Origin of the sequence: Microvirga sp. 3-52 (assembly GCF_018383585.1) — a bacterium.
Taxonomy (GTDB): Bacteria; Pseudomonadota; Alphaproteobacteria; order Rhizobiales; family Beijerinckiaceae; genus Microvirga.
The window spans coordinates 1-24,013 of the sequence record NZ_JAHAMK010000048.1; the positions used below are offsets into that span (position 1 = coordinate 1).

The window sequence follows — 24,013 nt, forward strand, 5'->3', positions numbered from 1 at the left end:
TGAGGAAGGTCGCCGCGCGCACCGGCGACCAGAACACGCGCACGCAGATCAGCGGAATAGGGCTGGGGCATGGCTTGCCTCCCGGGCCATATGCCTGTCAACGCACAGCCCACCCGAATGGATTCAAGTCCAGATCAAAAGCGCTTTAGCTTCACTGATCCGAGTGAGGTGCTTGGGGGAGAGAAGATGGCCTGAAGCTTTGTGCCATCCGCACAGGTGTAATGAACAGGTTTATGATCTTGGGCCGCCGCTCCACTGGCAGCGCCTACCAGAAACAGTGCGGTCAGTAGCGCCGAGTCGAGGGGAGGAGTCGAACGGTTCATGAGACATTCCCTTCTTTACCACCCGCCTTCAGCGACGCCACATTGATGCAGTTTGCCATCCCGAACTGCCCTGTTGAAAGCATTCGAGTACATCCTGTTCCTACCGGCCATTGTCCATCGTATGGCAATAACGCAAGGATAATGGTTGGCTTTCATCCCTCTCCTGTGCCAGCATTTGTCATGCGAACTTTAATCTGAAAGTAGCGGAACCTTCATGAAGCTGATCCCATCGCTTGTTTCGATATCAATGCTTCTGATGCCTACCGCTGCTCTGGCGGAGCAGGGCTTCGATGTGATTGTTCTCGGCGCCCTGGGCGGAATTCAGGATGGCAATCTCAGCTCCTATCTCATTCGGCCGCACGGGGACCGGAACGCGATTGCATGTGATGCCGGCAGCCTGGTCAATGGGTTGAAGGTCGCTCAGGACAAGGGTGTGTTCGGGGATGTCAAAGTGCCGGAAGGATCGCCTGATAGTGTCGTCGGGCATGTGCTGAAGAACGACCTCAAAGGCTATCTGATTAGCCACGCACATCTCGACCATGTGCAGGGGCTGGTGATCGCTTCGCCTGATGACAGCGACAAAACCATCTATAGCTTGCCGTCTGTGAGTGCGGAGATCGAGCAGAACTACTTCAACTGGAAGGCTTGGCCGAACATGCTGGATCGGGGTCAGCAGCCGCAGTTGAAGAAGTATCACTTGGAGGACCTGAAGCCTGGGAAAGCCAAAGAGCTGACCGGAACCAAAATGACTGTCACCCCCTTCCCGCTCAATCATGGAGGCGCCGAATCCACTGCCTTCCTCATCGAAAGCGGAGACGATGCTATCCTGTGCTTCGGGGATACTGGTCCTGACGAAGTCCAGAAGGCCTCCAACATGCAGGACATCTGGAAGGCCGTTGCCGACAAGGTAAAGCAGCGAAAACTGAAGGCCATCATTCTGGAAGTATCATACACCAGTGACCGGTCGGATCATCTGCTGTTTGGGCATCTGACACCGAAGTGGGTCCACAAGACTCTGCACGCTCTGGATCAGGAAGTTGGTGGCAACGCCCTGAAGGGGCTGCCGGTGGTCGTGAGCCACATCAAGTACCCATTAACGGATGAGCAGCCGCAGGAGGCGATCCGCAAGGAGTTGGAGGCGGGTAACGATCTCGGGGTCCAGTTCGTGATCCCGGAACAGGGAGCACTCTACCACTTCCAGTAAGGTGATGAACTTGCGTCGCCTCAGCACCACGCAGGGGACGGGCCATCGCTTCCCCCGTGCGTGCTCACCGGGATCATCGTGTGCAGTCCCCTTCAAGCCGCAGATCGGAGGAGTTCCTGGACTGCCGGCTCAAGCTCGGTGATGGGCTGGATGCCTGGCGGGAACTCCAGCACTCGATCCTCCGGCCAGGCGATGATGTGGGTTCCAGCGGCAAGGGCAGCCAGTGCCCCCGTCGGGCTGTCTTCAATGGCAATACATTGCTGAGGCGTAAGACCAAGTAGTGTCGCCGCCCGCTCGTAGGGCTCAGGGTCAGGCTTGCCGCGCACCACGTCATTGATCGATACCGATATGAACCCGGGCGTTTCCAAGCCCAGCAGCCGGATGTTCGCGTTCACCACGATCCGGTCTGAATTCGATACCAAGGCCTGCCGGAGTCCCAGCCGCTCGAACATCCTCCAGGCCTCCAGCGCGCCGGGCCGCACGGCGATCTCCGTGGCATGGGCGGTGTAGTAGCTGTATTTCAGCCGGCGCCACTGGTCGAAGCTCATCGACAAGCCGAAGGTCTGCCGGCACTTCTCGTAGACAACCTTCGCCGCCCGGCCGACGATCTCATGATGAAATTCGTCAGGCACCTCCACCCCTTCGGTTGCCAGAGCATGGCGCAGGGCTCGAAAGTGCATGTCCTCGCTCAGGAGCAGGGTGCCATCGATATCCCACAGCACGGCACGAAACGGATGCTGTCCTGGCCTAACTCCGCTTGGATGTTCGTCTGTCATAGGATCAACTCCATCGTGGGCTGGGATTGAGGACAACGCGTGTGCTGTCATCGGTGGCCCCACACAGGTCCAAGCGTCAGGTCAGGAGGTATGGCCCCTCACCGATCTATTTCAATGATCCCATTGCGTCTTCAGGTCACATTTCAGCCCTCGTGAGGGCCAACCATCCCGACCGGGCTGGGGTTTGCTCTTGGCACGGAGGGTCTGATGCTGGATCTGGTGATTGCCGCCAGGCGCAAGGATCTTGGCGGCTTTGAAGTCGGTCGCGTGCTGCCGTTCATGCGGCGGCGCATGGTTGGACCGTTCATCTTCTTCGACCAAATGGGTCCCGTAGATCTGCCGCCCCATGTGCCTCCGACAACTGACGTACGCCCTCACCCGCACATTGGGCTCGCAACCGTCACATACCTGTTTGATGGTGAGATCATGCACCGGGACAGCACAGGGGCGCAGCAGGCCATCCGGCCCGGCGCCGTGAACTGGATGACAGCCGGCAGCGGCATCAGCCACTCCGAGCGGTTCGATGGCCCGATCCGGCAGAGCGGCGGGCGGGTGCACGGCATCCAAGCCTGGGTGGCCCTTCCGGACGCCCAGGAGGAGATAGAGCCAAGCTTCATCCATCATGGCGCGGAGGACCTCCCGGTGTTTGGGGAAGCGGGTGTCTCGGCACGGTTGATTGCAGGTCGGCCTTCGGGCTGACCAACCCGGTCAGGACCCAGTCTCCCCTGTTCTATGTCCATGCCGAGTTGCAACCTGGCGGCCGGATCGGCATCCCGAGCGAGTATCCAGAGAGAGCCGCTTATGTGGTGACTGGCCGGGGGAGGCGGATGGCCAAGAGTACGGCCCAGGGCAGATGCTGGTCTTCGCCGGACGCTCGGATCCGGTCCTGACGGCACTTGAGGCCTCGACGGTTATGCTGCTGGGCGGTGAACCCTTGGGACCGCGGCACATCTGGTGGAACTTCGTCTCCTCGCGCCAAGACAGGATCGAGCAAGCTAAGGCCGACTGGCAGAGCGGTCGGATTCATCTGCCCCTGAATGATGATCAGGAGTTCATCCCTCTAACTGAAGACCCGAAGCCCGCTCCTGAGCCGATGTCCTGAGCCAGACCCGCTCTCTGACCCGCAGCAATGCCCCATAATCCCTTCCCATCGGACATTGCCGCAGGACAGAGTTCGTTCTAACGAATGCCATTGGCGATGACATCTAAGAGCAAATCGAGCAAATCACAGTGCTTTTAGGAACGTCCAAGATCGCTCCTTCGGCCACCACTCGAGTTGGTTGCTGGACACGCCATGAACACTCGTTCTTATTGGTTCAGATCGGCACGTCCTGTCGTGCACCTATTCAGTGTCTGGAAACCAGAGGGGCAGCAATGCTGCCGCCGCTCTGTGGGTCTTCTTCGCGTCAAGCAGTTGCGGCTTTGCGGCTGTCCTGCCAAGCGCGCCAGAGAGGTGCAAGTAAGACGAACAGCGTCAACGCGATCAGGATCATCGATATTGGCGAAGATGCAATCGCAACAGCGTTCCCTCCTGAGATCGTCAGCGCGAGGCGAAGCTGGCTCTCTGCAAGTGGCCCAAGGATGACGCCGAGCACGATAGGGGCGCTCGGATAGTCGAGCTTCTCCAGGACATAGGCAACAAGGCCGATGCCGAGCAGCATATAGAGGTCGAACATGGAGTTGTTGACGGCGTACACGCCCACCGCAACGAACAGCATGATGATCGGCGCCAGCATGATCCTTGGCAGCCGCAAGGCTTGCCCGAAGATCCGTGTTGCCGCCAGTCCCCCGACAATGGCCAGCAGGAACGCCGAGAGAAGCATCTGCAGCATGAAACCGTAGATCACATCCGGATGATCGCGGAAGAGTTGAGGTCCCGGTCGCAGGCCGTGAACGAGCAATCCGCCCAGGATGACCGCCGCAACGCCCGACCCCGGAATGCCCAACGTCAGGGCTGGGATCAAAGAGGCTGCGTTATCCGCGCCGTTTCCGGCCTCCGATGCGGCGACACCTTCAGGGTTTCCCTTTCCGAAGCTCTCAGGGTTCTTAGAGATCCGCTTCGCATCATTATAGGCCAGGAAGCAGGACATGCTCCCGCCGGCTCCGGGTAGAATTCCGATCACAATGCCAATCACAGAGCTGCGAAGCCAGATGGGCATGAACTCACGCCACTTCGATAGCACGGAACCCTGCCGCCGCAGCTTGAGCAGGTCCCCGGACATACCAACCTTCAAAGCCTCCTCGATCATCTGCATCACAGGGGGAATGGCAAACAAGCCGGTTAGCAGGACCACGATGTCGAGACCATCCGCGAGAGGAAGAAGGTCGAAGGTAAAGCGCTCCACACCCGTGGAGATATCCTGCCCGATCGTACCGATGGCTAATCCGATCAAGGCAGCGATCAGGCCTTTGATCAGATCCTCTCCCAGGAGCGAGGAGACAGTGGCCAATCCCAGAACGGCGACCCAGAAAAATTCCGCCGGGCCGAAGAGAAGGCTAAGTTTAACGAGAGGCGGGGCGAACAGGATGAGCGATATGGCGGACAGCACACTGCCGATAACACCCGAGACGACGGCAACCTGCAGGGCATAGGCCGCCTGCCCCCGCTTCGTCATCTCGTACCCATCGAGAATGGTTGCAACAGATGCGGGCGTTCCGGGCACTCTCATCAGAATTGCTGGAATCGCTCCACCATAGCTTCCTCCATTGTACATACCTGCCATCATGCCGAGGGCAAACAGGGGGTCAAGACCAAAAGTCAATGGAATAAGGATCGCGATCCCTGTCGTCACGGTAAGGCCAGGCAATGCACCAACAACCAGACCGGCGACGGTTCCGAGCAGCACCGCAAACAGGTTTGCTGGAGCGAAGACATGCGGGAGAGCACTGACAAGAGCCTCGATCATGGCAGAGCCTCCAGAAGGAAGTTCAAAAGATCAGGGGGCAGAGGACGCTCCAGAATGATCCGGAAAATGAGAAGGATCATTGCCAGGGTGCCGAGTACGACCGGAACGAGGAGACGCCACTCTCGATATCCCAGCACGAAAGGGAGACCGATTGCGAAGGCCACGCTCGGCAGGAGATAACCGAAGAGGTTGATCATCACGATATAGGCCAGGAGAAAGCCAAACCCGACGATGAACCGGATGGGATGATCGAAGAACGGTTGCACTCCGCTCTCTCGCGGCCGTCTCACCTCGCGAACAATGACCAGCAGAGCCCCGATCCCAAGCAGAACCGCGAGGGTGCGTGGATATCCAGCACTATCTGGCGGAAACTTCCTTGCTTCGATGAAGATGGCCGATGCGGCGGCGATCAGCGCCGCCGCAAAGGTGATTTCGGCCTGACGCCGAGTCAAAGCGGATCTTACCGCCATGGCGTCACTTTCCATGTGGCCTCAAGGTCGGTGGTCATCTTGTCCAGGAGCGCCTTGTACTCATTCGCCTTCAGAAAATTGAGCGGGATCTCGGCCTTTCTGGCCGCCTCCAGATACTCCGGATCGTTGAGCGCCTTGTCGACGGCGTCCTCCAACTTTGCCACGATATCAGCAGGGACGCCCTTGGGCGCGGCGATGCCACGTGTCGCGCCGGCAACCAAGTCGACGCCCTGCTCGCGGAAGGTCGGTGCGTCTTTCATGTAGGACGAGCGCTCGGCATCCATGACGCCTAGGATGCGGATTTCACCCTCACGCACCAGCTGAAGCGCCTCGCTCAGGTTCATCGTTGCACTCGGAATATGGTTGCCGAGGATCGCCTGCCGCACAGGTGCTGTGCCCCCAAAAAAGGCCGGATTGAATTTGACGTCGGCAAGTCGGTTCAGATTCAGAATGGCAATGTGTTCCGACGAACCGGCAGCTCCCGATGTGCCGATCACGACCGAATTCGGGGCCTTCTTTGCAGCGTCGATCAACCCCTTCAGGGTTTTGTAGGGGCTGTTCTTGTTGACGACGAGAATCCCAGGATCGTAGACGAGGTTCGCAATGGGTTGAAAGTCGTCCATCTTGAACTTCGCCTTGTTCTCGACGACGAGCGCATTGATGGCCGGCGCGTTGATAAAGCCGATCGTATAGCCGTCAGGCTGTCCGGTCGCGACAGCAGTCCAGCCGATCTCACCGCCCGCTCCCGGCTTGTTAATGACCGCGATACGGGCGTTTGAACCAAGGTGCTTTTCCATGAACCGCGCAATAGAGCGCGCGGCGACATCCGTTCCGCCGCCTGGAGCAAAAGCAACAATCATCTCAATCGGCTTTGCCGGGTATTCGGCGCTCGATACTGGTGAGACGGCACCCAGGGTGATCGCCAGGCAGGCTCCTAGTTGAACAAGCTTTCTCATGTATCCCTCTCCATTTCGTATGACTTCCCCAATCCTTCACGACGGGGTGACGCGCTAGCACCGCGAGCGGCAGCTAGGTTACTGATCGACGATTTTGTTGTTCTTGGCCCGTAGGCAGCGGGCGGAAGTCCTAGTCTCAACCTTGTCTTGGATGGGACTGAGAACTCCATACTCTGCCCCTGTGAGGCTTGTGTCCCATCTTGACCCTCTTCGCGTCCTTTTCTGAGCGATGGGCTCACTTCCGGATGAGCTGTGAGGCACTTCTATGCGGCCTTGCCCGAACCGCCCGTCGTATGATCGGCATCAACCCATTCGTCGCCAAGAATTTCAGCAGTCGAGAAGGCTTGGAGATTGGCAAAATGAACCTCCTTGTCCTCCACGAACAGCGTGCGGACGATACCCCGCGCGAGTCGATCAGCCCCTTCGCTGACTGCCGGAATGTCTCCGCTCAACTTTCCATGGCTTAGAGTAGCTGGGAAATTGAAACAGTGAATGTGTTTCAGTACGGGACATTCGCTAGGCCGCTTCTCAAGAAACTCGAACGCTTCACCGAGATCCGGAGAGGTCTCCAGCTCCGCATTGCGCAATCCCTCAGGCGGGCTGAACCGATCCCCCCAGAAGCGAATATTAGGGATAAATTCCTTAAGCTCAGGCCGCAGCGAGAGATCCACCCGAAAGCCAGTAGCGAAGATCATGAAGTCAACATGGTATTCAGTTTTGGGCGTTGTCGCGACGACGTGATTGCCCTCTTCTCTAAGGTTCGTGATCGGGCTGCCAAGATGGAAAAAGGCATTCTCGTGTCGCGACACACGCAGTGTGCTGTCACGTGGCGGCGGCGTCTGCGCTGACAAAGTGTAGTCGAGAAACTTCCATTTCCACTCGTCGGGAAGGCCCGCGAAGCCGTGTACCACGCCCTGGCTTCCGATGCCCGTGAATTTGTTGATACGTGGAATATCGGTGCGGCGGATGAACAGATCCAGGCGTGCCGCCCCCTGCTCCAGCGCTGTAGCGGCATTATCCATCGCGGACGCGCCCGCGCCGACTACGCCAACGCGTTTGCCTCGGAGTGCCTCGAAGTCGATGTCATCCGCTGAGTGGGCCCAGAAACGTCGGTCGATCCGACGCACGAATTCCGGCACATAGGAGCCACCAAGCCCATCGCGTCCAGTCGCTAGAACCAAACGGCGGGTCAGCACCGTCTCCCGCGAACCTTTGTGATCGATCTCGACATCCAGCAAACCATCGGCCCGTGCGTGAACACCGGTGACCGCTGTGTCATTCTGAACCGGCAGGTCCAGCACCTTTCGATACCAGACAAGATAGTCCATCCATTGATGCTTGGGGATCCTATCAAGCCCTTCCCAAGCCTCGACTCCGAAGCGAGCCTCATAATATGCCCTGAAGGTGAGCGCAGGAAGACCCATCGCCGGTCCCGTCAGTTGCTTGGGCGAGCGGAGGGTCTGCATGCGGGCAAAGGTAATCCAGGGTCCCTCCTGGCCTTCGGGGGCACGATCATACACGACGATGTTATCAACCCCGAAGCGCTTCAGCATGGCGGAGGCGACAAGCCCGCACATGCCCGCACCGACGATAACGACGTCACGCACGTCCTTCCCATCGACGCGTCGGCGTGGCACCCAGGATTTGGCGGGGAGCTCCAGCCACGACAGATCCTGCCTGAGACGCACCTCAAGGGTCTGGAGGCCTAGACCCCCAGAAGAATGCTGGTTCGTCATCGAAGATCGTCCTCTTGTCGGCGGATGGGTGCGGCGACGGCTCCATGATCCAACTCGCCTGTGAGGGTAGCAGAACCGTAGATGGCTCCTGCGAAGCTTTCGCGGTCGGACGGATCGTGGCGGCGACAGCCGGGCAAGGTCTTCATCGCGACCTGCTCAAATGCGTCGATGAGCGCCTGCACAGTTGGCGACACTGGCCTCGCAGAGGCCGTGAACGCTCCGAACAGAAAGGGAATATGAATATCGAGCGGTCGAACAGCCAATCCCTGAATCGGAGTGCCATAAGCAGTCGCGGGCTCGACCAACGCGACCCCGATCCCGGCACGAGCCGCACCAAGTGCGGTAAAGGATGCATTCGTATCGACGATCCGCTCCGGCTTTACTCCAGCCTGAGCCAAAGCCTCGTCGATCCGGCGCCGGAGGCGATACGGATTGGCCATCGTTACAAGCGGACGCGCGGCGAGAGCCTTTATGGTGATTACGCTGGAACGGGCCAAGGGATCGTCTTCGGGAAGAACCGCTACACAGGGTGCTTCGGCGATCCAGTGAACATCGACACCAGGATGCTCGATGGGCAGGCTGGCAAAGCCAAGATCGGCCGTACGGGCCAACACCGCTTGCACAACATGTTCGGCTGTGGATGAGCGCAGATGAAGTTGATCAGGGACGAGTTTCTGGTCAATCCGAGCGAGAGCAAGAGGGATGATTCCGGCTGCGAGAGCCGGAATCGCGGCGATCTCGATCGGTGGTACCTTCCGCTTGGCGATTGCTCGGGCACGATCCGCGATATGCCTAATGCCGACGAGGAGGCGTTCGACCTCATCATGGAAGAGAAGGCCCTGCTCCGTGGGGGTGATACGTGGCCCGTTACGGTGCAAAAGCTCAAAGCCAAGATTAGCTTCAAGATCCTGGATCAGTCGCGTTACGGCGGGCTGAGACCGTCCCAAGAGACGAGCTGCGCCAGTGATGCTCCCAGCTGACATGACAGCAGCAAAAGCATCCAACTGTTTCAGGTCGAGACTTTCTATATCCATATTTTGCATTCTAACTCACGATTTATGCACGACAAGCATAAAATTATGTCATTTGTAGCCTAGTACGCAGCCACAATTAGCAATATGCATCATTCGCTTACAGAATAATAAATGCATGTTGATGTGCGAAGCCTATAATGCATAATCCGTGACGCCATCGCTATCCGCTCCGATTGGACTAGGTCATGACATCCTTGCTTCTGAACTTCGATCCAACGCTTAAGCTTGATGGGTGTGAGGCAAACCTTAACAGCGCCGCTACCGGCAACTTATGGATAGAGACGGCCATTGCCCGGATCGAAGCCGATCAAAAGCGTTCTGCGGATACCCACCTCCACAAGATAGAGGTGCCTGCTCTTCAAGGTATCGATCTGTACCTAAAGGACGAATCCACCCATCCGACAGGAAGCCTAAAACACCGCCTAGCGCGGTCTCTGTTCCTGTACGCACTCTGCAATGGACAGATCCGATCTGATACGCCGATCGTTGAGGCCTCGTCGGGATCGACAGCCGTTTCGGAGGCCTATTTCGCCCGCATGATTGGGCTACCGTTCTACGCCGTTATGCCACGCAGCACGTCCAGCGAGAAGATTGCTGCCATTGAGCATTATGGCAGGCAGTGTCACTTCGTTGAGGATGGCCGCTACCTCTACAAGGAAGCAAGCACCTTGGCCAAACACCTAGGCGGGCACTATCTCGACCAGTTCACCTATGCTGAACGGGCAACAGATTGGCGTGGCAACAACAACATCGCGGAATCGATCTTCGAGCAGATGGAGCTTGAGGAGCATCCGGTGCCTTCCTGGATCGTCATGAGCGCGGGCACAGGCGGGACAACGGCCACGATTGGGCGGTATATCCGTTACAAGCGCTTCCAGACTAAGCTTCTTGTTGCAGATGTTGAGCACTCGGCATTCTTCGATGGGTACAAGGGACGGCGAGGTTGCGCCACTTGTGATCAGCCAAGCCGCATCGAAGGCGTTGGGCGCCCCCGTGTCGAACCTTCATTCGTCCCCGGTGTCGTGGACCGAATGATCAAGGTACCTGATGCAGCCTCAATCGCCGCCATGCGGGTGCTCACGCGCCTCCTCGGCCGACGTGTCGGCGGGTCGACCGGAACCAACTTCTTCGGCCTGTGCTGGGCTGCCGCACGAATGAGGGCTGTAAGCGAGACCGGTTCGCTAGTCACTCTCATCTGTGACTCCGGGGAGCGCTACCGCACCACCTATTATTCAGAAGATTGGCTTCGAGAGGCCGGTATCGATCCCGCTCTCTATGAAGCGGTTATCGAGCAATTCCTGTCTGGCAGCTCCTTCGAATGCCGCATCGAGGATGCCTCGTTCGCAGGCGCTCAATAAGACGTACCTGAAGAAAGGATCAAGATGAGCGAAGCCAATATCATAGAAGAGCTTGTTGGCGTAGGGCTTGGCTCGCCCCTCGCTCATGCCCTTCTCGCTCGTACGGACATCATGAATCTGAGCCAGGCAAGCTATGATGCAATCATTCGTCCTCGCGAGCCTGGCGGCGTGAGCCATGCCGAGCGCGCTGCCCTCGCGGCTCGTATGGCGCGCCAGAACGCCGACGAGAGCTTGGCTGAGCACTATTTGGCCAAGCTTCGTGAAGCCCGCGCCGACCCAAAGCTGAGCGAGCCCATCGGGGCAGAAGAAATCGACAATTACAGCAAGCGCCTCAATGCCATCGTTCGGCATATGGATCTGCTCACCCGCGAGCCTAAGAAGGCGACCCGGGCTGACATTACTGCCATGCAGGATGCCGGTATCACCGAGCCGGACATTGTGCGCCTGTCGGAACTGGCCGCATTCGTGAATTACCAAGTCCGCGTGATTGCGGGCCTCAAAAGGCTGAAGGACATCCTATGACGGCGATCGTTCACGAGTTCACAACCGAACTTCCGCGTTGGTCGCCTTACATCACTCCCGTCAAACTTTCGGAAGCAACGCCCGAGCAGTTTGATGCCATGAAGGTGACGCCCTCGAACAAGAGCGTATCGGACTACGTGCTTGTTCTAGCCCATGATCCGGAATCCCTGGCCCAACGGTCTCCTCTCTTCAATGCCATTATGTATGGGAACGATGGCCTCTCCCGGGCTGAGCGCGAGCTTGGCGCGATTGGCGCCTCTGTCGTCAATCGCTGTGTTTATTGTGCTGCAGTCCATGGGAGCCGCTACAATCAGCTGACAAAGGGGACCGATGTCGTCGAGCGCATCTTCCAGGATGGTGTGAGTGCAAAGCTTGCACAACACGAACAGGTGATCTTCGATTTCTCTGTCAAGCTCTCGCATACACCGCCTTCCATCACTGAGGACGATATAGAGACATTGCGAAACATTGAGCTTTCGGATCTAGAAATCGTCGATCTTGTGCTCTCCACCGCCATTTTTGGCTGGGCGAACCGCCTCATGCACACGCTGGGACAGCCAGTGAAGACGGCGGGCTAAGTTTCCAAAGAAATCCTCTTGCCTCGAAACCTATCAGCACACTGCCTAGTAGAACGAGGATAGAAGTCACAGAACTCAGGATCATGAACAATGAAAATTGGAATTGTTGGATGCGGGGGCATTGCGCTTGGCTATGCCGCTTTTCTCATGAAGAGCGGTCATCAGCCCGTTGTCTGGTCTCCATCCGGCGAAAGTTCCCGTTCTCTCATTGGGCACGAACTCACGGCGTCCGGAGTCATCGAAGGCAGCTTTCGCATTCAAGTGGCTGGTTCGGCTCAAGAACTGGTCTCCGAAGCCGAAGTTGTGATCATTGCCGTACCTGGATATGGGCACCGAGCGGTCATGGATGCGGTTGTACCGTTCGCCCGTGATGTTCAGTCCTTTATCGTCAGTGCACAACTATCCCTCAGTGGCGTCTATCTGAAGCATTGCCTTGCAACTCGAGGCGTCGAGGCCGATGTCATAGCTTGGGCTACAACCGTACTAATGAGCCGACGGACTGGACCGACAAGCATTGCGGTTGGTGGTATTCGGCAGATGCTTGAGGTCGCAGCACTACCCAGTGCAGCCGGGGCTAGATGCCTAGATTTATGCCGCGCGCTGTTTGGAGATCGCTTCCGACTCGTCCTAAACACACTTTCTATTGCTCTCGGCAACCTCAATCCGCCAATTCATATGGCGAGCGCCCTCTGTAACCTCACACGAATTGAGAAAGGCGAATACTGGGCAAATTACGATGGTATCACGCCGTCTGTGGCACGGCTTATTGAGGCTCTTGATAGAGAACGGTTAGACTTAGCTAAGGCTTATGGAGTGACGGTTCGCACGGTTCAGGAGCATTACCAACTAACCTTTGGATTCGAGGAGGGCCACTCGATCGCGGAGATGGCGGCGATGGTCCATAAGCAGCGCCAAGGCCCGCCAGGTCCGACATCCTTGGATACGAGATTTGTTACTGAAGATGTCCCCTTCGGAATTGTGCCACTCGTTGAACTGGCGGCCAGGCGAGACGTCCCCTTGCGGCTTCACCAAGCAGGAATTCAACTGTTTTGTGCATTGTATGGGCGTGATTTCTCGACTGAGAACGACCTTCTTAGGGTCTTGCCATGGGAATCAATCGTTGCAAGCCCGGAACCAGTTTCGGCTCACACAAACGAGCCCCTGCCCGAGTAACCGATCCAAAACAGGTATCGCCGTCACCCCTCAGATCCGCTCCGTTGTGTCAATGTTGGAACTTCGTGTGGGGTTCCGATAGCCTCGTCGACCGAGGATGGAGCGGTGACCTAACTTACGAGCAGTTCCGGTGCCTTCGCTCTGTCGTTTCTTCTCGGAAACGTGAAACCTGCTTTTAGTTACGCCTAAACATCAGCTCTGGGTCGAACCGTACAAGTGCCGGACCTCAGGCAATTGATAGGTCCACGTCGCGTCCAGGCCGGGATCGTCCAGGACGCGATGAACCTGTGCCAGATGCTCCGGCGTGAGCGCCATCGGACGGTCTCGCATTGGGCTACTCCCGAAACTGGGCTGTCGCAGCCTCGATCGGCTTTAACCCCGCTCCGTAGATGGGGTATCCCGCGTGCGAGAGCCTTGGAAAGCGATTGTACCGCAATGGCAGGGGGCTCGGCTCCCGTCTCAGCCTTTGAGATCGTCGGGCACCTTGCCGCCGCTCGCGGCAAGCTTGGCCATGACCTGCTTGTGCAGCCAGACGTTCATGGCGGCAGAGTCGGAAGTGTCTCCGGTGTAGTTCAGTTCCTGCGCGAGTTCCTTGCGCGCGTCCAAGCTGCTGTCGAGATCGAGCAGCTTCATCAAGTCGACGATCGACTTGCGCCAGTCGAGTTTCTGCCCCTTCTTCGCGGCGAGGTCCGTCAGTACGGCCTCGACGTCGACCTGGGACATCGATGCCGCGCTTGGGGCCGACGCCGGTGTGGCCGCTTGGGCGGACGGTGCGGCTGTCGCTACAGTGGCCGCAGGGGCTGTGGCAGCCCCTTGCGCAGGCGGTGTGGTGGCGGATGTCGGAGGGGCCTCCTGCGCCGTTGCGGATCCGAAGATCGCGTCCTTGATTCTGCTGAAGATGCTCATCGTATCCACTCCCTGAATCGATGTCCCGAGGGCTTGTCGTGTCAGCGGAAAATAGTGCCGGCCCCGAACGGGGCAATAACAACGCCATGATCAGCGCACGCTGAACGTCCGGGAAGTCCCTCGGCGGCGGGCCGGCAGATCGGACCCTGAGGGAGGGCACGTTCCAGCGCTGATGCTTCGGAGCCACTTGCAACGTCCCGTCAGCGGACTCCTTACGGGATGGTTGCTAGCGGGCGGATGATCGCAACTGGCATTGAAGGTCTGGAACGGCTCAGACGGTCGCCGCCTCGGCATGATGCTGGAGGTCATGCTGCTTCTGCAGCGCGGACTTGTGGAGCAGGCGGGCGCCGATCAGGAAGGCGACGAGAGCCACGAGCGACGAGGTCAGGACCACACGCCAGCGCTGGCTCATCCCGTTCCATCGGGACCTCACGCGACTGGGCTGCACTGCGACGGCTGCCATGGCGCTCCTCCTGGCGGAGACGGATGAGCCAAGGGCAAGCCGGTGGGCAAGTGTCAGGGCTCCTCCCGGGTGCCGGCAAGCCGGGCGACCCGCGAGGAATTAAACCAGAGATCAGGATCCCGGAAAACCCTGAGATTAACCCAGGTCAATGGATCGTGACTCGGGGCCGGAGTGGCCGTGGTGCCAGGACCGGACCTTTGAGGATATGTGAAGAGATTGGTGCGAGGCCGGAGCAGACAAGGCGTTGCCTCAACAAGTCAAACGGAGATTGTGAAGAGCTAACTGGCCCGTCGGCCGGCATCATCGAAGAAGTGCAGTCGGTCCGGCGCGATGGTGAGCCCAACGGCGGTACCCGCATCGATGGCGCACCCCTCGCAACCCACGAGGAAAACCTCGCCGCCGGGGAGTTCCACGTGCAGCAAGGAGGATGCGCCAGTATACTCGCTGAGAAGCACCTTGCCGCCGATGAGGCCGGCACCGGGATCGGTCAGCTTGAGATCCTCGGGGCGCATCCCGACATGGGCCGCACCGGCAGGACGGCCGGGCCAAGCGCCCGCGGCCGCGTCGATGGGAAGGATGTTCATTTTCGGGCTGCCGATGAACTGCGCCACGAACAGATTGCCCGGACGCTCGTAGAGTTCGCGCGGCGTGCCGACCTGTTCCACCAGCCCTTCGCGCAGCACCACGATCTTGTCGGCCAGGGTCATCGCCTCGATTTGATCATGGGTCACATAGATCATGGTGTTGCCGAGGCGCTTGTGCAGCGCTGCGATCTCGGAACGCATGTGGACGCGCAGTTCCGCATCCAGGTTCGATAATGGTTCATCGAACAGAAACACCTCCGGATTGCCGACGATCGCGCGGCCGATGGCGACCCGCTGCCGCTGCCCGCCGGAGAGTTCGCGCGGAAAACGATCGAGAAGTGGTTCCAGCTTGAGCGTGCGCGCCGCCTCCCCGACGCGGCGGGCGCGTTCGCCGGCCGGAACTTTGCGCACCTTGAGGCCGAAACCCATGTTGTCCCGCACGTTGAGATGCGGATAGAGCGCGTAGGACTGGAACACCATCGCGACCCCGCGGCGCGCCGGCGGTGTCTCGTTGACGATCCGATGTCCAATCCGGAGCTCGCCGGAGCTGATGTCCTCCAGGCCCGAGATCATCCGCAGCAGCGTGGATTTCCCGCAGCCGGACGGTCCGACGAAGACGACGAACTCGCCGTCCTCGACCGAGAGATCGACGCCGCGGATGACGTCGACCTTGCCGAAATGCTTCTTGACGTTGCTGAGGGTGAGACTGGTCATGGCGGGTCCGAGAGAGGGCTAACCCTTCACGCCCGAGAGCGCGAAACTCTCGATGATCTGGCGCTGGGCGATGATGTAGACGACGAGGATCGGGACGACTGCGAGGCTGGTGGCGGCCAATTGCAGATGCCAGAGCGGCATGCCGTAGGGATCGGTGAAGTTCGACAGCGCCAGCGGCAACGTGAACTTCTCCAAGGAGGAGACGAATATCAGCGGCTCCAGGAACAGGTTCCAGGAATTGAGGAACGTGATGATGGCGACCGCGGCGAGAGCCGGCCGCGACATGGGCAGTGCGATGCTCCACCAGACGCCCAGCCGTGACAGGCCGTCCATCTTGCCCGCATCCTCGAGCTCCTTCGGCAGGGCGAGGAAGAACTGCCGCATGAGAAAGGTGGCCATGATGCCGTGCGGCCCGAAGGTCGGCAGCAGGATCAGCGGCCAATGGGTGTCCACGAGGCCGGCCCAACGCATCATGAAGAAGTTGGGGATGATCGTCACTTCCTCCGGCACCATCAGGGCGGAGACCAGGAAGAGGCCGACCAGTGCCGCGCCGGCGAAGCGCATGCGCGCCAGCGCATAGCCGGCGAGCGAGGAGAGGACCAGCGTCAAGCCCGTGACGATGACGGCGATATAGAGCGAGTTGAAGTATTGCCGCGCGAAGGGCTGATGGTTGAAGACGTCGACGAAGTTCCGCCACTGCCATTCGCGCGGGACGAGGCTTGGAGAGCCGAAAATTTCGGCCGCGCTCTTGAAGCCGGAGGAGACCATCCAAAGGAAGGGAAAGACGAACGGGATGGCGACGACGCAGAGCGCGAGCGTCCAGCAGATCTGATTGAGAATGCGGACGCGCCGCTGCGTGAGAGACGCTGTCACGTGTCCCTCCGGCGCAGCGCGAGCTGAACGAGCGTGAGGACCATGACGACGACGAACATGATCATGGCGAGCGCGGACGCGTAGCCGACGTCGAAGAACTGGAATCCCTGCTGGTAGATGTAGAAGGCGAGGACGAGCGTGCCGTTCTCCGGCCCGCCGCCGGTCATCTGATAGATATGGTCGAAGACTTTGAATGATCCGATCGTGGTGATGACCATGATGACCAGGGTCGTGGGGCCCAGGAGCGGCCAGATGATCCAGCTGAAGATCTGCCAGCCCGATGCGCCCTCAAGCCTGGCGGCCGCCTCATAGTCGCGCGGAATCGCCTGCAGCGCGGCGATGTAGAGGATCATGTTGAGACCCACCATCTTGATGACGCGGGTCACGATCACGGCCACCATGGCCCAGTTCGGTTCGCGCAGCCAATTAGGCCCATCGATGCCGATCAGAGCCAGGATCTGGTTGATGAATCCCGCCTCCCCCTGAAGCAGGAACTTCCAGACGATCGCCCAGGCGACCGCCGATGTGACCACCGGTGCGAAGAACACGGTCCGGAAGATCACCACACCCCTGAAAGGACGGGACAGGGCAAGCGCGAGCGCGAGAGCCAGGGCCATGTTGAGAGGCACCAGTCCGCTCGCGAAGACCACCGAGTTGCGAATGACGTGCCAGAAATCCGGATTGCGGAACAGCGCATCGTTGTAATTGTCGAGACCAACGAAGGTCGCCTGCTGAGTCAGCAGGTTCCACTCTGTCAGGGAATACCAGACCACCGCGATCAGCGGTCCAACGAAGAAAATGAGGAAGCCGGCCAGCGTGGGGCTGATGAAGAGCCAAGCCTCCATCGCCTCACGCATCTTCAAGGTCAGCCACGGCGCATCCTTGCGATGCGCCGTGTCCCGCATTGGGAGCGCGTCCGCCACGGCCCGGTCCTCAGAGCAGCGGCTGGATGGCCGCGCAGACAGCCTTCAGCGACGCGTCCACGTCGGCATTGGCGCGCCACAGGGCATCGACGCGCGGCTTCATCGCGGCGAGGATCTGCGGGCTCTTCTCATGGGCCGGCAGCACCTTGCCCTTGGAAATGGCATCGCCGACGACCTTCATCTGCTCCGGCGGAATGAGGTTGTTGGATTTGATGAAGGCGTCGCTGTCGAGCACGCTCTTGCGCGCCGGCGGGAAGAACTGCGCGGCGCCGGCGACGTTCTCCTTGGTCGTCATGTGGGCCACGAACTCGGCTGCGAGCTCCTTCTGCTTGCCGGCCGCGAACACGACGATGCCGGCTTGCCCGATGACCGGCGACTCACCGCCCGCGCCCGTGGGCAGCGGGGCGATGCCCCATTTGAAGCCCGCCTTCGGCATGAGCGAAGCGCGCGAGATCTGGTTGATGGTCATGGCCGAGCCGCCGGAGAAGTAATCTCCCTGCTCGCCGGGGGGCGCGATGGACTTGTCCTTGAACACCATGTCGTGCAGTTGCTTGACGGCCGCCACCGCCTCAGGCTTGTCGAAGCCGCACTGTTTGTTCGCCCATACGTCCCCTCCGGCGGCGCGGATCGGCGGCATCAGCGCGTGCATGATGCGTGTGTCGTAGCCCTGACCGTCCTTGAACTCGAAGCCCCACTTGCCGGTGGCGTCCTTCAGCGTCTTGGCCACCTCCTGGAACTTCACCATGGTCCACTGGCCCTTCGCCGCCAGCGCATTCGGGTCTTCCAGGCCTGCCTTGTCGAGGAGGTCCTTGTTGTAGAAGATCACGAAGGGCGAGGTCGAGAACGGCACGCCGTAGACCTTATCGCCGGCGGTCCACAGGCCGAGGGCGGGCTTCGAGAAGTCCGCGAAGTCATAGCCTTGGGCTTTCTGCAAGGCCGGGCCAAGGTTCTCCAGCACACCTGCCGCGGCAAAGGTCGGTGCGGCGTCTTCCATCAACCATCCGGCGTCCGGCGGATTGCCGCCAGCCAACTGGAAGGTCAGCTTCTGGGTGTAGTCGCCCGGCGGGATCGTCTCATATTTGACGGTCACGTCCGGATGCTTCGCCTTGAAGCTCTCGGCGAAGCCGTTGAGCAATTTGAGATGCGCCTCATTGCCCGTCCAGATGGTGAAGCGCAGCTCGGCGGCACTGAGGGAGCCCGACATCATTGCAAGCGCCAGCGCCGTAGAGGTCATTCTCTTCATTGTCGTGTTCATCGTTTTCCTCCCAGGTCGATTTCGTGCCGGGTCTATTGTTCGCCCGGTCTATTTTTGGTTGCAAACTCGCCCGGAAGCGAGCCAGGCGGATCCCCGATTGTCCAGCCGCCATCGACCGGAATGTCTACGCCGGTCAGATAGGCGGCCTCGTTCGAACACAGGAAAATCGCAGGACCGACGCAATCCTCCGGCCGGCCGGGACGTCCGACCGGGATCTTGGCCGCGACCGCACGACGGAAGGACGCATCGGCATAGCGGTCCGCCGTGCGCTCCGTCTCGATGGCGCCTGGGGACATCACGTTCATGATGACGCCGGCCGGCGCGACCTCACGGGCGATGGCGCGAATGGCCGTGAGCTGGGCCGACTTGAACGCCGCATAGGCCACGGTCTCGGCCCGCGGCCGGGCCGCCATGACGCTGCCGGTCGCCACGACACGCCCCCAACCTCGCTCCGCCATGGCAGGCACGAGCGCGCGGCACAGCGCCATGAGAGACGCGAAATTCGCCGTAAAATGACGCGCGAGGTGCTCATCTGTCGCCTCCTGCCAAGGCGTTCGATGCTCGATGGCCGCGTTGGCGATCAGGATGTCGACAGGCCCGAACTCGTTCGTGACCCGGCGCGCGAGCGTTTCGGGCGCGGCGGGGTCGAAGAAATCCGCCTCGCACGTCATCGATCTTCGGCCAAGGGCCTCGATCTCGGCACGAGCCGACGCCAGGCCGCCCGGGTCGCCATGACCGTGGACCGCCACATCCGCTCCCTGCCGCGCCAAGCCCAGCGCGATCGCTCGCCCGATGCCCGAATTGGCACCCGTCACGACCGCACGGCGACCGAGGAGGGAGAAGGCGCCGGTCATCGCTGCCCATCTCCGCCTTCGAGCTTTCCGGCCACTTCGAGCGACGCGATGTCGGCCGCCTCGAAATGGGCAATGATCTTCTGCTCGGCGAGATCCGGCGCGCCGGCCGCGATCGCCTCGAAGATGGCGCGATGACGCTCGACGGTTGCGTTCCAGTCGGCATCCGCGCGGTTGCCTCGTGTCGAGAAGAGTTCGGAGACCTCGCGCTGGACCGAGCGCATGCCCTCCATCTGCACCCGGATCATGGTGTTGCCCGTGGCAAGCGCGATGCCGAGGTGGAAGAGAATGTCGGCCTCGGTGAAACCCGCCGGCTCCCTGATGGACCCGACCATGTCGCGCAGAGCCCGCTCCATGGCGGCCAACCCGGCCGGATCCCGGCGCTCCGCCGCCAATCGGGCGATCCCCGTCTCGATCACGCGGCGCATCTCGTTCGCCTCACGCAGGCGTGCAAGGCTCGAGCGCGCGGCATAACCGTAGATACGCTCCATCGGCTCGCCGTTCATGGCCTTGGCGCGTGCGACCTTGCCCTGCTGGGTCAGGATCAGGCCGGCCGCCGCCAGCTGGCGCAGCGCCTCACGGGCGATGGGCTTGGAGACACCGAACTCGCGGGCGATCTCGCCTTCGGCCGGCAGCGCCTCTCCCGGCGCGATGCGCCCATCGAACAGGGCCGCCGCGATGGCATCCGAGACCGTATCCGCGAGCCGCGCCGGGGTGACGGGCTTGCCGGCGAAGAGTGGCTTTCTGACTGCGTTCATGAGTCCACCGATTTCCCCCATCCGTACCATGCCGGCAGACAACATAGCAACTATGTTTTTTAGTTGCTAAGAAGCTTTGTTCTACGCTATGACAGAGGCCCAGCCAGGGGAGGATCGGGTGTCGGCGGAAGCGAACGGAGCAGAGATACGCATCACGGATGTGATCGCTCACCCCCTGAAGCAGCGATTGCCGCAGCCGACCGTGACGTCATGGGGGGCCTACACCGAGGTCTCCATCGTGCTGGTCGAGGTGCGGACGAACGCCGGCATCGTCGGTGTGGGCGAGGCGCTTGCGCGCTTTTCGCCGAAGGCCTATGCCAATGTGATCGAGACCTCGTTGAAGCCCCGCTTAGTCGGCGGCAATCCTACCGATATCCAGGCTCATTGGCGCACGATGCGGCGGGCGCTGTCCGGACGCTCCGGCGGCATGCTGTTCGAGGCGATCGCCGGCGTCGACATCGCCCTATGGGACATCCTGGGCAAGGTGGCCGGACTACCCATTCATCGCCTGCTCGGCGGCATGGGCCGCACGGAGGTGCCCGTCTATGCGGCCTCCGTGAACTGGGGCAGCGAGGAGCTCATGGACCGTGAGCTCGATACTTATCTGGAGAAGGGTTTTCCGCGGGTCAAAATCAAGATCGCGAACCCCGTCAAGGACGCGTGCGGGCGCATCGCCCGCCTGCGCAAGCGCGCCGGCGACGATATCGAGCTCTGCGTCGACGCCAATTGGGCCTATACGCTGGAGGAGGCGGTCGAGGTGGGCCGCGCCCTGTCCGACAACGCCTATTTCTGGTTCGAGGAGCCGCTGCGGCCTGAGGACGAGGCTGGCTATGAGGAGCTTCACCGGCGATGCGCGACGCCGCTCGCGGCGGGCGAAAGCAATTACACCCTCGATCAGACGATGCGGCTCGTCGCCAACCGGACGCTCTCCTACCTTCAGCCGGACGTTGCGCGCTCCGGCGGGATCAGCGAGACGCGCCGCATGGCGGATTTCGCCGCGGCGCATGATGTTCAATATGCGCCCCATATCGGCATGTCGGGCATCGTGTGCGAAACGGCGAGCGTGCATCTCGCGGCTGCGATGCCGAACATTCGTGCCATGGAGTGTGAGACCGACGCCAGCCCGTTCAAGACCGCGCTGACGGGCGCAGCGCCCGGCGCCGACCGGCAGAAGAACGGCATGCTGCCGGTACCGACCGGCCCGGGACTCGGGATCGAGATCGACTGGGATGCCGTCGCGCGGCTCCGCGCATAGCGCGAGCATGGAGATGAGGATGAGTTCAACCATGCCGACGAACGACCTAACCGAGGCGCTGCGGCTTGCACTGCTGGGCGCCGACCCCACGCTCAGCCGGTTCGATCCTCTGCCGCGCATCATCAGCCACGACCGCTTTTCCACCGGCCATTGCGGCTGGTCGCAGCTGGTCGGCAATTACGAGAACGATCTCGACACGATGCTGCCGGGCTACGCTCAACACACGAGCGCCATGCTGTCGACCCTGCCCCATTGGGATTCCGGTTCCCACGGCGGCATGGGATCGTCCTATGCCCTCAAGATCGCGACGCGTCCGCGCAAGGGGGCGCAGAACGTTGCCATCAAGCGCCACACTTTCCGCCAGCGGGGGAAGATCCGCTTCGAAGTCTATTTCACCTTCAAGCCGGAGGCGACGGAACTCAAGCTCAGCGAGACCGATGTCCGTTCGGTCGGCTTCCTGTTCGATCTGCAATCGGGCGATCAGGACGAGGGCGGCGAGCGCGTGATGCCCCATCTGCGCTTCCTCAACGCACTGGATGGCCGGCACCTGCAGAAATGGCAGTTCAAGCGCCGGACCACCGAGCTGAAACCGATCGGCGACAGCGACAAGACGCTCAGTCATTACCACCTGGCGCCGGACGACTGGGAAGACCTGCCCGGAGGCGCGCAACGCCTCTGCTACAACGAGATCCCGACGAAAATCAACTGGACCTATCTCGCGTTCGACTTCGATCTGGACGAGATGAAGGCGCTGTCCTTCCGCTGCAACGACCGCACCTTCGACATGTCGGGTTTCGAATCGATCCGCATCCCGGCGATGAAGAATCTCTGGTGCATGCTGAACTTCTGTCTTTTCACCGAGACCGATGCCGACAAGCGCGCTTTTCTGTATGTCGATTCCGTCTGCATCTCGGGAGATTTCTAATGCTGCCCGAGAACATCACCCTTGTGGTCGGTCGCAACGAGCGCTGGACGGGCTCTGCGGCAACAGAGCCCTTCGAAGCCGGTTGGGCGCGCGAGGCGGTCATCTTCATCCGGGCGCTGAAGGAGCCCAAGGGCGAACAACCCAGGGCCAAGGTCGAGATCTCGCCCGACGGCATGCGCTGGATGCCCGAAGGCACCGAAGCCCCGATGCCGACTCGCAAGGATGGCATCGTCACTCTGCGCGTGAAGCACTTCGGCAACTGGCTGCGCATTTCGGCGGATTTTCCACCGGAGGCCGAATGCATCGTCCTCGTGACCGTTCACTTGAAAGCTTGAGCCTCAAGGCAGAGTCCGCGGGCTGTCTGCCATTTGTTACGGAGGGCTTGGAATGCAGCGCTACCTGCGGCTGTGCGAGATGAGGCGGCTGCGCCAGATGAGGCAGCGAAACACATTGGCTAATCTAGATTGATTAGTCTCGCCCAAGCGAGGGCTGAACGCAGCTATGCTGAGAGCGCCACTGGCGGCTCCGGGTCGGTGATGTCACGGTAACTCCTGGTCAGCAGCTTGTGGCCTAATAGCTGCGGCATGACCAAGCCCGTCAGCTACAAGCGCCATCGCTTCCCGCCCCAGATCATCGCCTATGCTGTTTGGTTGTACTTCCGGTTTCCTCTGAGCCTGCGGCTCGCGGAGGAGATGTTGCTCGAGCGAGGCATCGTTGTGTCATACGAAACCATCCGCCGATGGGGCAGGAAGTTCGGACCAGAATATGCCCGGGGCCTCCGCCGCAAGCCGCCACGCCCGACTGACATTTGGCATCTGGATGAAGTGGTTGTCAGCATCGCCGGCAGGAAACACTGGCTCTGGCGGGCTGTCGACCAGGACGGCTATGTGCTCGATGAGATAGTCCAGGGTCGGCGCGATACCAAGGCGGCCAAGCGCCTGCTGACCCGGCTGATGAAGAAGCAAGGCATGGCGCCCAAGCGCATCATCACGGACAAGCTGTCCTCATACGGAGCAGCCCGACGCCAAGTCATGCCAAGGATCGAGCACCGGTCCCACAAGGGCCTCAACAACAGGGCTGAGAATTCGCATCTCCCGCTGAGGAAACGGGAGAAAATGATGCAGGGCTTTCAGTCTGTCGAAGGCCTGCAGCAGTTCACTTCGGTCTTTTCGGCTGCCAGAAACCTATTCGTTCCGCCCCACTCACACCAGTGTGCCCTCGCCACTCACCTTCACCGTCTCCAGGCTATGGCGGCATGGAAAGCCGCGGCGGGCGTGCTCGCGTGAAACCAGCGAAGCTGGCCTTATTGCGGCCTCTTCAGGTTAACGTGATGTCGTGGATGGCGCCCTCCACCAGCGTCAGACATGCCAGAATGGGCATGTTGAAGAACCGGAGAGGATCCACATCCATGCCTGAGATTGCCACCATCGGCCTTGATATCGCAAAGAACGTCTTCCAGATCCACGGCGT

24 protein-coding genes and 1 pseudogene are annotated in these 24,013 nt (G+C 60.4%); 10 read left to right on the top strand and 15 right to left on the bottom strand.

Features of this window, described 5'->3' with window-relative positions; all coding sequences use genetic code 11:
- Nucleotides 1-537: 537 nt before the first annotated feature.
- Entirely contained in the window at nt 538-1,527 is a 990-nt protein-coding gene (locus tag KHP60_RS22995) for an MBL fold metallo-hydrolase (RefSeq protein ID WP_213566617.1), read from the top strand.
- 92 nt (nt 1,528-1,619) lie between these two features.
- Here KHP60_RS22995 and KHP60_RS23000 read toward each other — a convergent pair whose 3' ends face one another.
- Nucleotides 1,620-2,303 (bottom strand): HAD family phosphatase, encoded by a 684-nt coding sequence (locus KHP60_RS23000; RefSeq protein ID WP_213566618.1) that lies wholly within the window; start codon nt 2,301-2,303, stop codon nt 1,620-1,622.
- Between the two features lie 207 nt (nt 2,304-2,510).
- On the opposite strand from KHP60_RS23000, the pseudogene KHP60_RS23005 reads away from it, so the two are divergent.
- Nucleotides 2,511-3,405, top strand: a pseudogene (locus KHP60_RS23005) (pirin family protein).
- 304 nt (nt 3,406-3,709) lie between these two features.
- On the opposite strand, the gene KHP60_RS23010 reads toward KHP60_RS23005, so the two are convergent.
- From KHP60_RS23010 to KHP60_RS23030, 5 genes are all read right to left on the bottom strand, one after another.
- A complete protein-coding gene (locus KHP60_RS23010; protein ID WP_213566619.1) occupies nt 3,710-5,209 on the bottom strand; it encodes a tripartite tricarboxylate transporter permease in 1,500 nt (499 codons plus the stop codon).
- Nucleotides 5,206-5,679 (bottom strand): tripartite tricarboxylate transporter TctB family protein, encoded by a 474-nt coding sequence (locus tag KHP60_RS23015; RefSeq protein WP_213566620.1) that lies wholly within the window; start codon nt 5,677-5,679, stop codon nt 5,206-5,208. The genes KHP60_RS23010 and KHP60_RS23015 overlap by 4 nt, the downstream gene beginning before the upstream one ends.
- Nucleotides 5,670-6,635: a tripartite tricarboxylate transporter substrate binding protein gene (locus KHP60_RS23020; RefSeq protein ID WP_213566621.1), complete on the bottom strand. Its 966-nt coding sequence runs from the start codon at nt 6,633-6,635 to the stop codon at nt 5,670-5,672. Before KHP60_RS23020 ends, KHP60_RS23015 begins: the two co-directional genes overlap by 10 nt.
- 263 nt (nt 6,636-6,898) lie before the next feature.
- Nucleotides 6,899-8,371 carry an NAD(P)-binding domain-containing protein gene (locus KHP60_RS23025; protein ID WP_213566622.1) on the bottom strand — a complete coding sequence of 491 codons (1,473 nt, stop codon included), beginning with the start codon at nt 8,369-8,371 and terminating at the stop codon, nt 6,899-6,901.
- The gene (locus tag KHP60_RS23030) at nt 8,368-9,414 is read right to left on the bottom strand and encodes a LysR family transcriptional regulator (protein WP_213566623.1); all 1,047 of its coding nucleotides are present in this window, start codon (nt 9,412-9,414) and stop codon (nt 8,368-8,370) included. Before KHP60_RS23030 ends, KHP60_RS23025 begins: the two co-directional genes overlap by 4 nt.
- A 176-nt stretch (nt 9,415-9,590) precedes the next feature.
- Here KHP60_RS23030 and KHP60_RS23035 point away from each other — a divergent pair, with 176 nt between their 5' ends.
- The 4 genes from KHP60_RS23035 to KHP60_RS23050 all read left to right on the top strand — a co-directional run bounded on the left by KHP60_RS23035 (nt 9,591) and on the right by KHP60_RS23050 (nt 13,036).
- Nucleotides 9,591-10,763, top strand: coding sequence for a PLP-dependent cysteine synthase family protein (locus KHP60_RS23035; protein WP_213566624.1), 1,173 nt, complete (start codon nt 9,591-9,593; stop codon nt 10,761-10,763).
- A 24-nt stretch (nt 10,764-10,787) separates the two neighbouring features.
- A complete protein-coding gene (locus KHP60_RS23040; RefSeq protein ID WP_213566625.1) occupies nt 10,788-11,285 on the top strand; it encodes a CMD domain-containing protein in 498 nt (165 codons plus the stop codon).
- Nucleotides 11,282-11,863, top strand: coding sequence for a peroxidase-related enzyme (locus KHP60_RS23045; RefSeq protein WP_213566626.1), 582 nt, complete (start codon nt 11,282-11,284; stop codon nt 11,861-11,863). Before KHP60_RS23040 ends, KHP60_RS23045 begins: the two co-directional genes overlap by 4 nt.
- 90 nt (nt 11,864-11,953) lie before the next feature.
- Nucleotides 11,954-13,036, top strand: a complete 1,083-nt coding sequence (locus KHP60_RS23050) for an NAD/NADP octopine/nopaline dehydrogenase family protein (RefSeq protein ID WP_213566627.1) — start codon at nt 11,954-11,956, stop codon at nt 13,034-13,036.
- A 192-nt stretch (nt 13,037-13,228) separates the two neighbouring features.
- On the opposite strand, the gene KHP60_RS23055 is transcribed toward KHP60_RS23050, so the two are convergent.
- From KHP60_RS23055 to KHP60_RS23095, 9 genes are all read right to left on the bottom strand, one after another.
- Entirely contained in the window at nt 13,229-13,366 is a 138-nt protein-coding gene (locus KHP60_RS23055; RefSeq protein ID WP_213566628.1) for a hypothetical protein, read from the bottom strand.
- 129 nt (nt 13,367-13,495) lie between these two features.
- A complete protein-coding gene (locus KHP60_RS23060; RefSeq protein WP_213566629.1) occupies nt 13,496-13,942 on the bottom strand; it encodes a DUF3597 domain-containing protein in 447 nt (148 codons plus the stop codon).
- Between the two features lie 271 nt (nt 13,943-14,213).
- Complete coding sequence (locus tag KHP60_RS23065; RefSeq protein WP_213566630.1) at nt 14,214-14,405, bottom strand: hypothetical protein; 192 nt, start codon at nt 14,403-14,405, stop codon at nt 14,214-14,216.
- Nucleotides 14,406-14,683: 278 nt separating this feature from the next.
- Complete coding sequence (locus tag KHP60_RS23070; RefSeq protein WP_213566631.1) at nt 14,684-15,703, bottom strand: ABC transporter ATP-binding protein; 1,020 nt, start codon at nt 15,701-15,703, stop codon at nt 14,684-14,686.
- A gap of 18 nt (nt 15,704-15,721) precedes the next feature.
- A complete protein-coding gene (locus KHP60_RS23075) occupies nt 15,722-16,576 on the bottom strand; it encodes a carbohydrate ABC transporter permease (protein WP_213566632.1) in 855 nt (284 codons plus the stop codon).
- Nucleotides 16,573-17,481 (bottom strand): carbohydrate ABC transporter permease, encoded by a 909-nt coding sequence (locus tag KHP60_RS23080; protein WP_213566640.1) that lies wholly within the window; start codon nt 17,479-17,481, stop codon nt 16,573-16,575. Before KHP60_RS23080 ends, KHP60_RS23075 begins: the two co-directional genes overlap by 4 nt.
- A 28-nt stretch (nt 17,482-17,509) precedes the next feature.
- Nucleotides 17,510-18,742 (bottom strand): ABC transporter substrate-binding protein, encoded by a 1,233-nt coding sequence (locus KHP60_RS23085; protein WP_409366313.1) that lies wholly within the window; start codon nt 18,740-18,742, stop codon nt 17,510-17,512.
- Between the two features lie 44 nt (nt 18,743-18,786).
- Nucleotides 18,787-19,608: an SDR family NAD(P)-dependent oxidoreductase gene (locus KHP60_RS23090; protein ID WP_213566634.1), complete on the bottom strand. Its 822-nt coding sequence runs from the start codon at nt 19,606-19,608 to the stop codon at nt 18,787-18,789.
- The gene (locus KHP60_RS23095) at nt 19,605-20,363 is read right to left on the bottom strand and encodes a FadR/GntR family transcriptional regulator (RefSeq protein WP_213566635.1); all 759 of its coding nucleotides are present in this window, start codon (nt 20,361-20,363) and stop codon (nt 19,605-19,607) included. Before KHP60_RS23095 ends, KHP60_RS23090 begins: the two co-directional genes overlap by 4 nt.
- Before the next feature lie 118 nt (nt 20,364-20,481).
- Here KHP60_RS23095 and KHP60_RS23100 point away from each other — a divergent pair, with 118 nt between their 5' ends.
- The 4 genes from KHP60_RS23100 to KHP60_RS23115 all read left to right on the top strand — a co-directional run bounded on the left by KHP60_RS23100 (nt 20,482) and on the right by KHP60_RS23115 (nt 23,829).
- Nucleotides 20,482-21,618, top strand: coding sequence for a mandelate racemase/muconate lactonizing enzyme family protein (locus KHP60_RS23100; protein ID WP_311925258.1), 1,137 nt, complete (start codon nt 20,482-20,484; stop codon nt 21,616-21,618).
- 58 nt (nt 21,619-21,676) lie between these two features.
- Entirely contained in the window at nt 21,677-22,543 is an 867-nt protein-coding gene (locus tag KHP60_RS23105; RefSeq protein WP_311925260.1) for a DUF6772 family protein, read from the top strand.
- On the top strand, nt 22,543-22,878 hold the full coding sequence (locus KHP60_RS23110; protein ID WP_213566638.1) for a hypothetical protein: 336 nt from the start codon (nt 22,543-22,545) through the stop codon (nt 22,876-22,878). Before KHP60_RS23105 ends, KHP60_RS23110 begins: the two co-directional genes overlap by 1 nt.
- A gap of 249 nt (nt 22,879-23,127) precedes the next feature.
- Entirely contained in the window at nt 23,128-23,829 is a 702-nt protein-coding gene (locus KHP60_RS23115; RefSeq protein ID WP_213566639.1) for an IS6 family transposase, read from the top strand.
- Nucleotides 23,830-24,013: the final 184 nt, after the last annotated feature.

Coding starts and splice junctions, on each gene's coding strand:
- KHP60_RS23040 (WP_213566625.1), top strand. CDS start 10,788: ATGAGCGAAGCCAATATCATAGAAGAGCTTGTTGGCGTAGGGCTTGGC.
- KHP60_RS23020 (WP_213566621.1), bottom strand. CDS start 6,635: ATGAGAAAGCTTGTTCAACTAGGAGCCTGCCTGGCGATCACCCTGGGT.
- KHP60_RS23085 (WP_409366313.1), bottom strand. CDS start 18,742: ATGAAGAGAATGACCTCTACGGCGCTGGCGCTTGCAATGATGTCGGGC.
- KHP60_RS23010 (WP_213566619.1), bottom strand. CDS start 5,209: ATGATCGAGGCTCTTGTCAGTGCTCTCCCGCATGTCTTCGCTCCAGCA.
- KHP60_RS23030 (WP_213566623.1), bottom strand. CDS start 9,414: ATGCAAAATATGGATATAGAAAGTCTCGACCTGAAACAGTTGGATGCT.
- KHP60_RS23050 (WP_213566627.1), top strand. CDS start 11,954: ATGAAAATTGGAATTGTTGGATGCGGGGGCATTGCGCTTGGCTATGCC.
- KHP60_RS22995 (WP_213566617.1), top strand. CDS start 538: ATGAAGCTGATCCCATCGCTTGTTTCGATATCAATGCTTCTGATGCCT.
- KHP60_RS23000 (WP_213566618.1), bottom strand. CDS start 2,303: ATGACAGACGAACATCCAAGCGGAGTTAGGCCAGGACAGCATCCGTTT.
- KHP60_RS23015 (WP_213566620.1), bottom strand. CDS start 5,679: ATGGCGGTAAGATCCGCTTTGACTCGGCGTCAGGCCGAAATCACCTTT.
- KHP60_RS23035 (WP_213566624.1), top strand. CDS start 9,591: ATGACATCCTTGCTTCTGAACTTCGATCCAACGCTTAAGCTTGATGGG.
- KHP60_RS23115 (WP_213566639.1), top strand. CDS start 23,128: ATGACCAAGCCCGTCAGCTACAAGCGCCATCGCTTCCCGCCCCAGATC.
- KHP60_RS23065 (WP_213566630.1), bottom strand. CDS start 14,405: ATGGCAGCCGTCGCAGTGCAGCCCAGTCGCGTGAGGTCCCGATGGAAC.
- KHP60_RS23025 (WP_213566622.1), bottom strand. CDS start 8,371: ATGACGAACCAGCATTCTTCTGGGGGTCTAGGCCTCCAGACCCTTGAG.
- KHP60_RS23070 (WP_213566631.1), bottom strand. CDS start 15,703: ATGACCAGTCTCACCCTCAGCAACGTCAAGAAGCATTTCGGCAAGGTC.
- KHP60_RS23095 (WP_213566635.1), bottom strand. CDS start 20,363: ATGAACGCAGTCAGAAAGCCACTCTTCGCCGGCAAGCCCGTCACCCCG.
- KHP60_RS23080 (WP_213566640.1), bottom strand. CDS start 17,481: ATGCGGGACACGGCGCATCGCAAGGATGCGCCGTGGCTGACCTTGAAG.
- KHP60_RS23060 (WP_213566629.1), bottom strand. CDS start 13,942: ATGAGCATCTTCAGCAGAATCAAGGACGCGATCTTCGGATCCGCAACG.
- KHP60_RS23055 (WP_213566628.1), bottom strand. CDS start 13,366: ATGCGAGACCGTCCGATGGCGCTCACGCCGGAGCATCTGGCACAGGTT.
- KHP60_RS23045 (WP_213566626.1), top strand. CDS start 11,282: ATGACGGCGATCGTTCACGAGTTCACAACCGAACTTCCGCGTTGGTCG.
- KHP60_RS23110 (WP_213566638.1), top strand. CDS start 22,543: ATGCTGCCCGAGAACATCACCCTTGTGGTCGGTCGCAACGAGCGCTGG.
- KHP60_RS23090 (WP_213566634.1), bottom strand. CDS start 19,608: ATGACCGGCGCCTTCTCCCTCCTCGGTCGCCGTGCGGTCGTGACGGGT.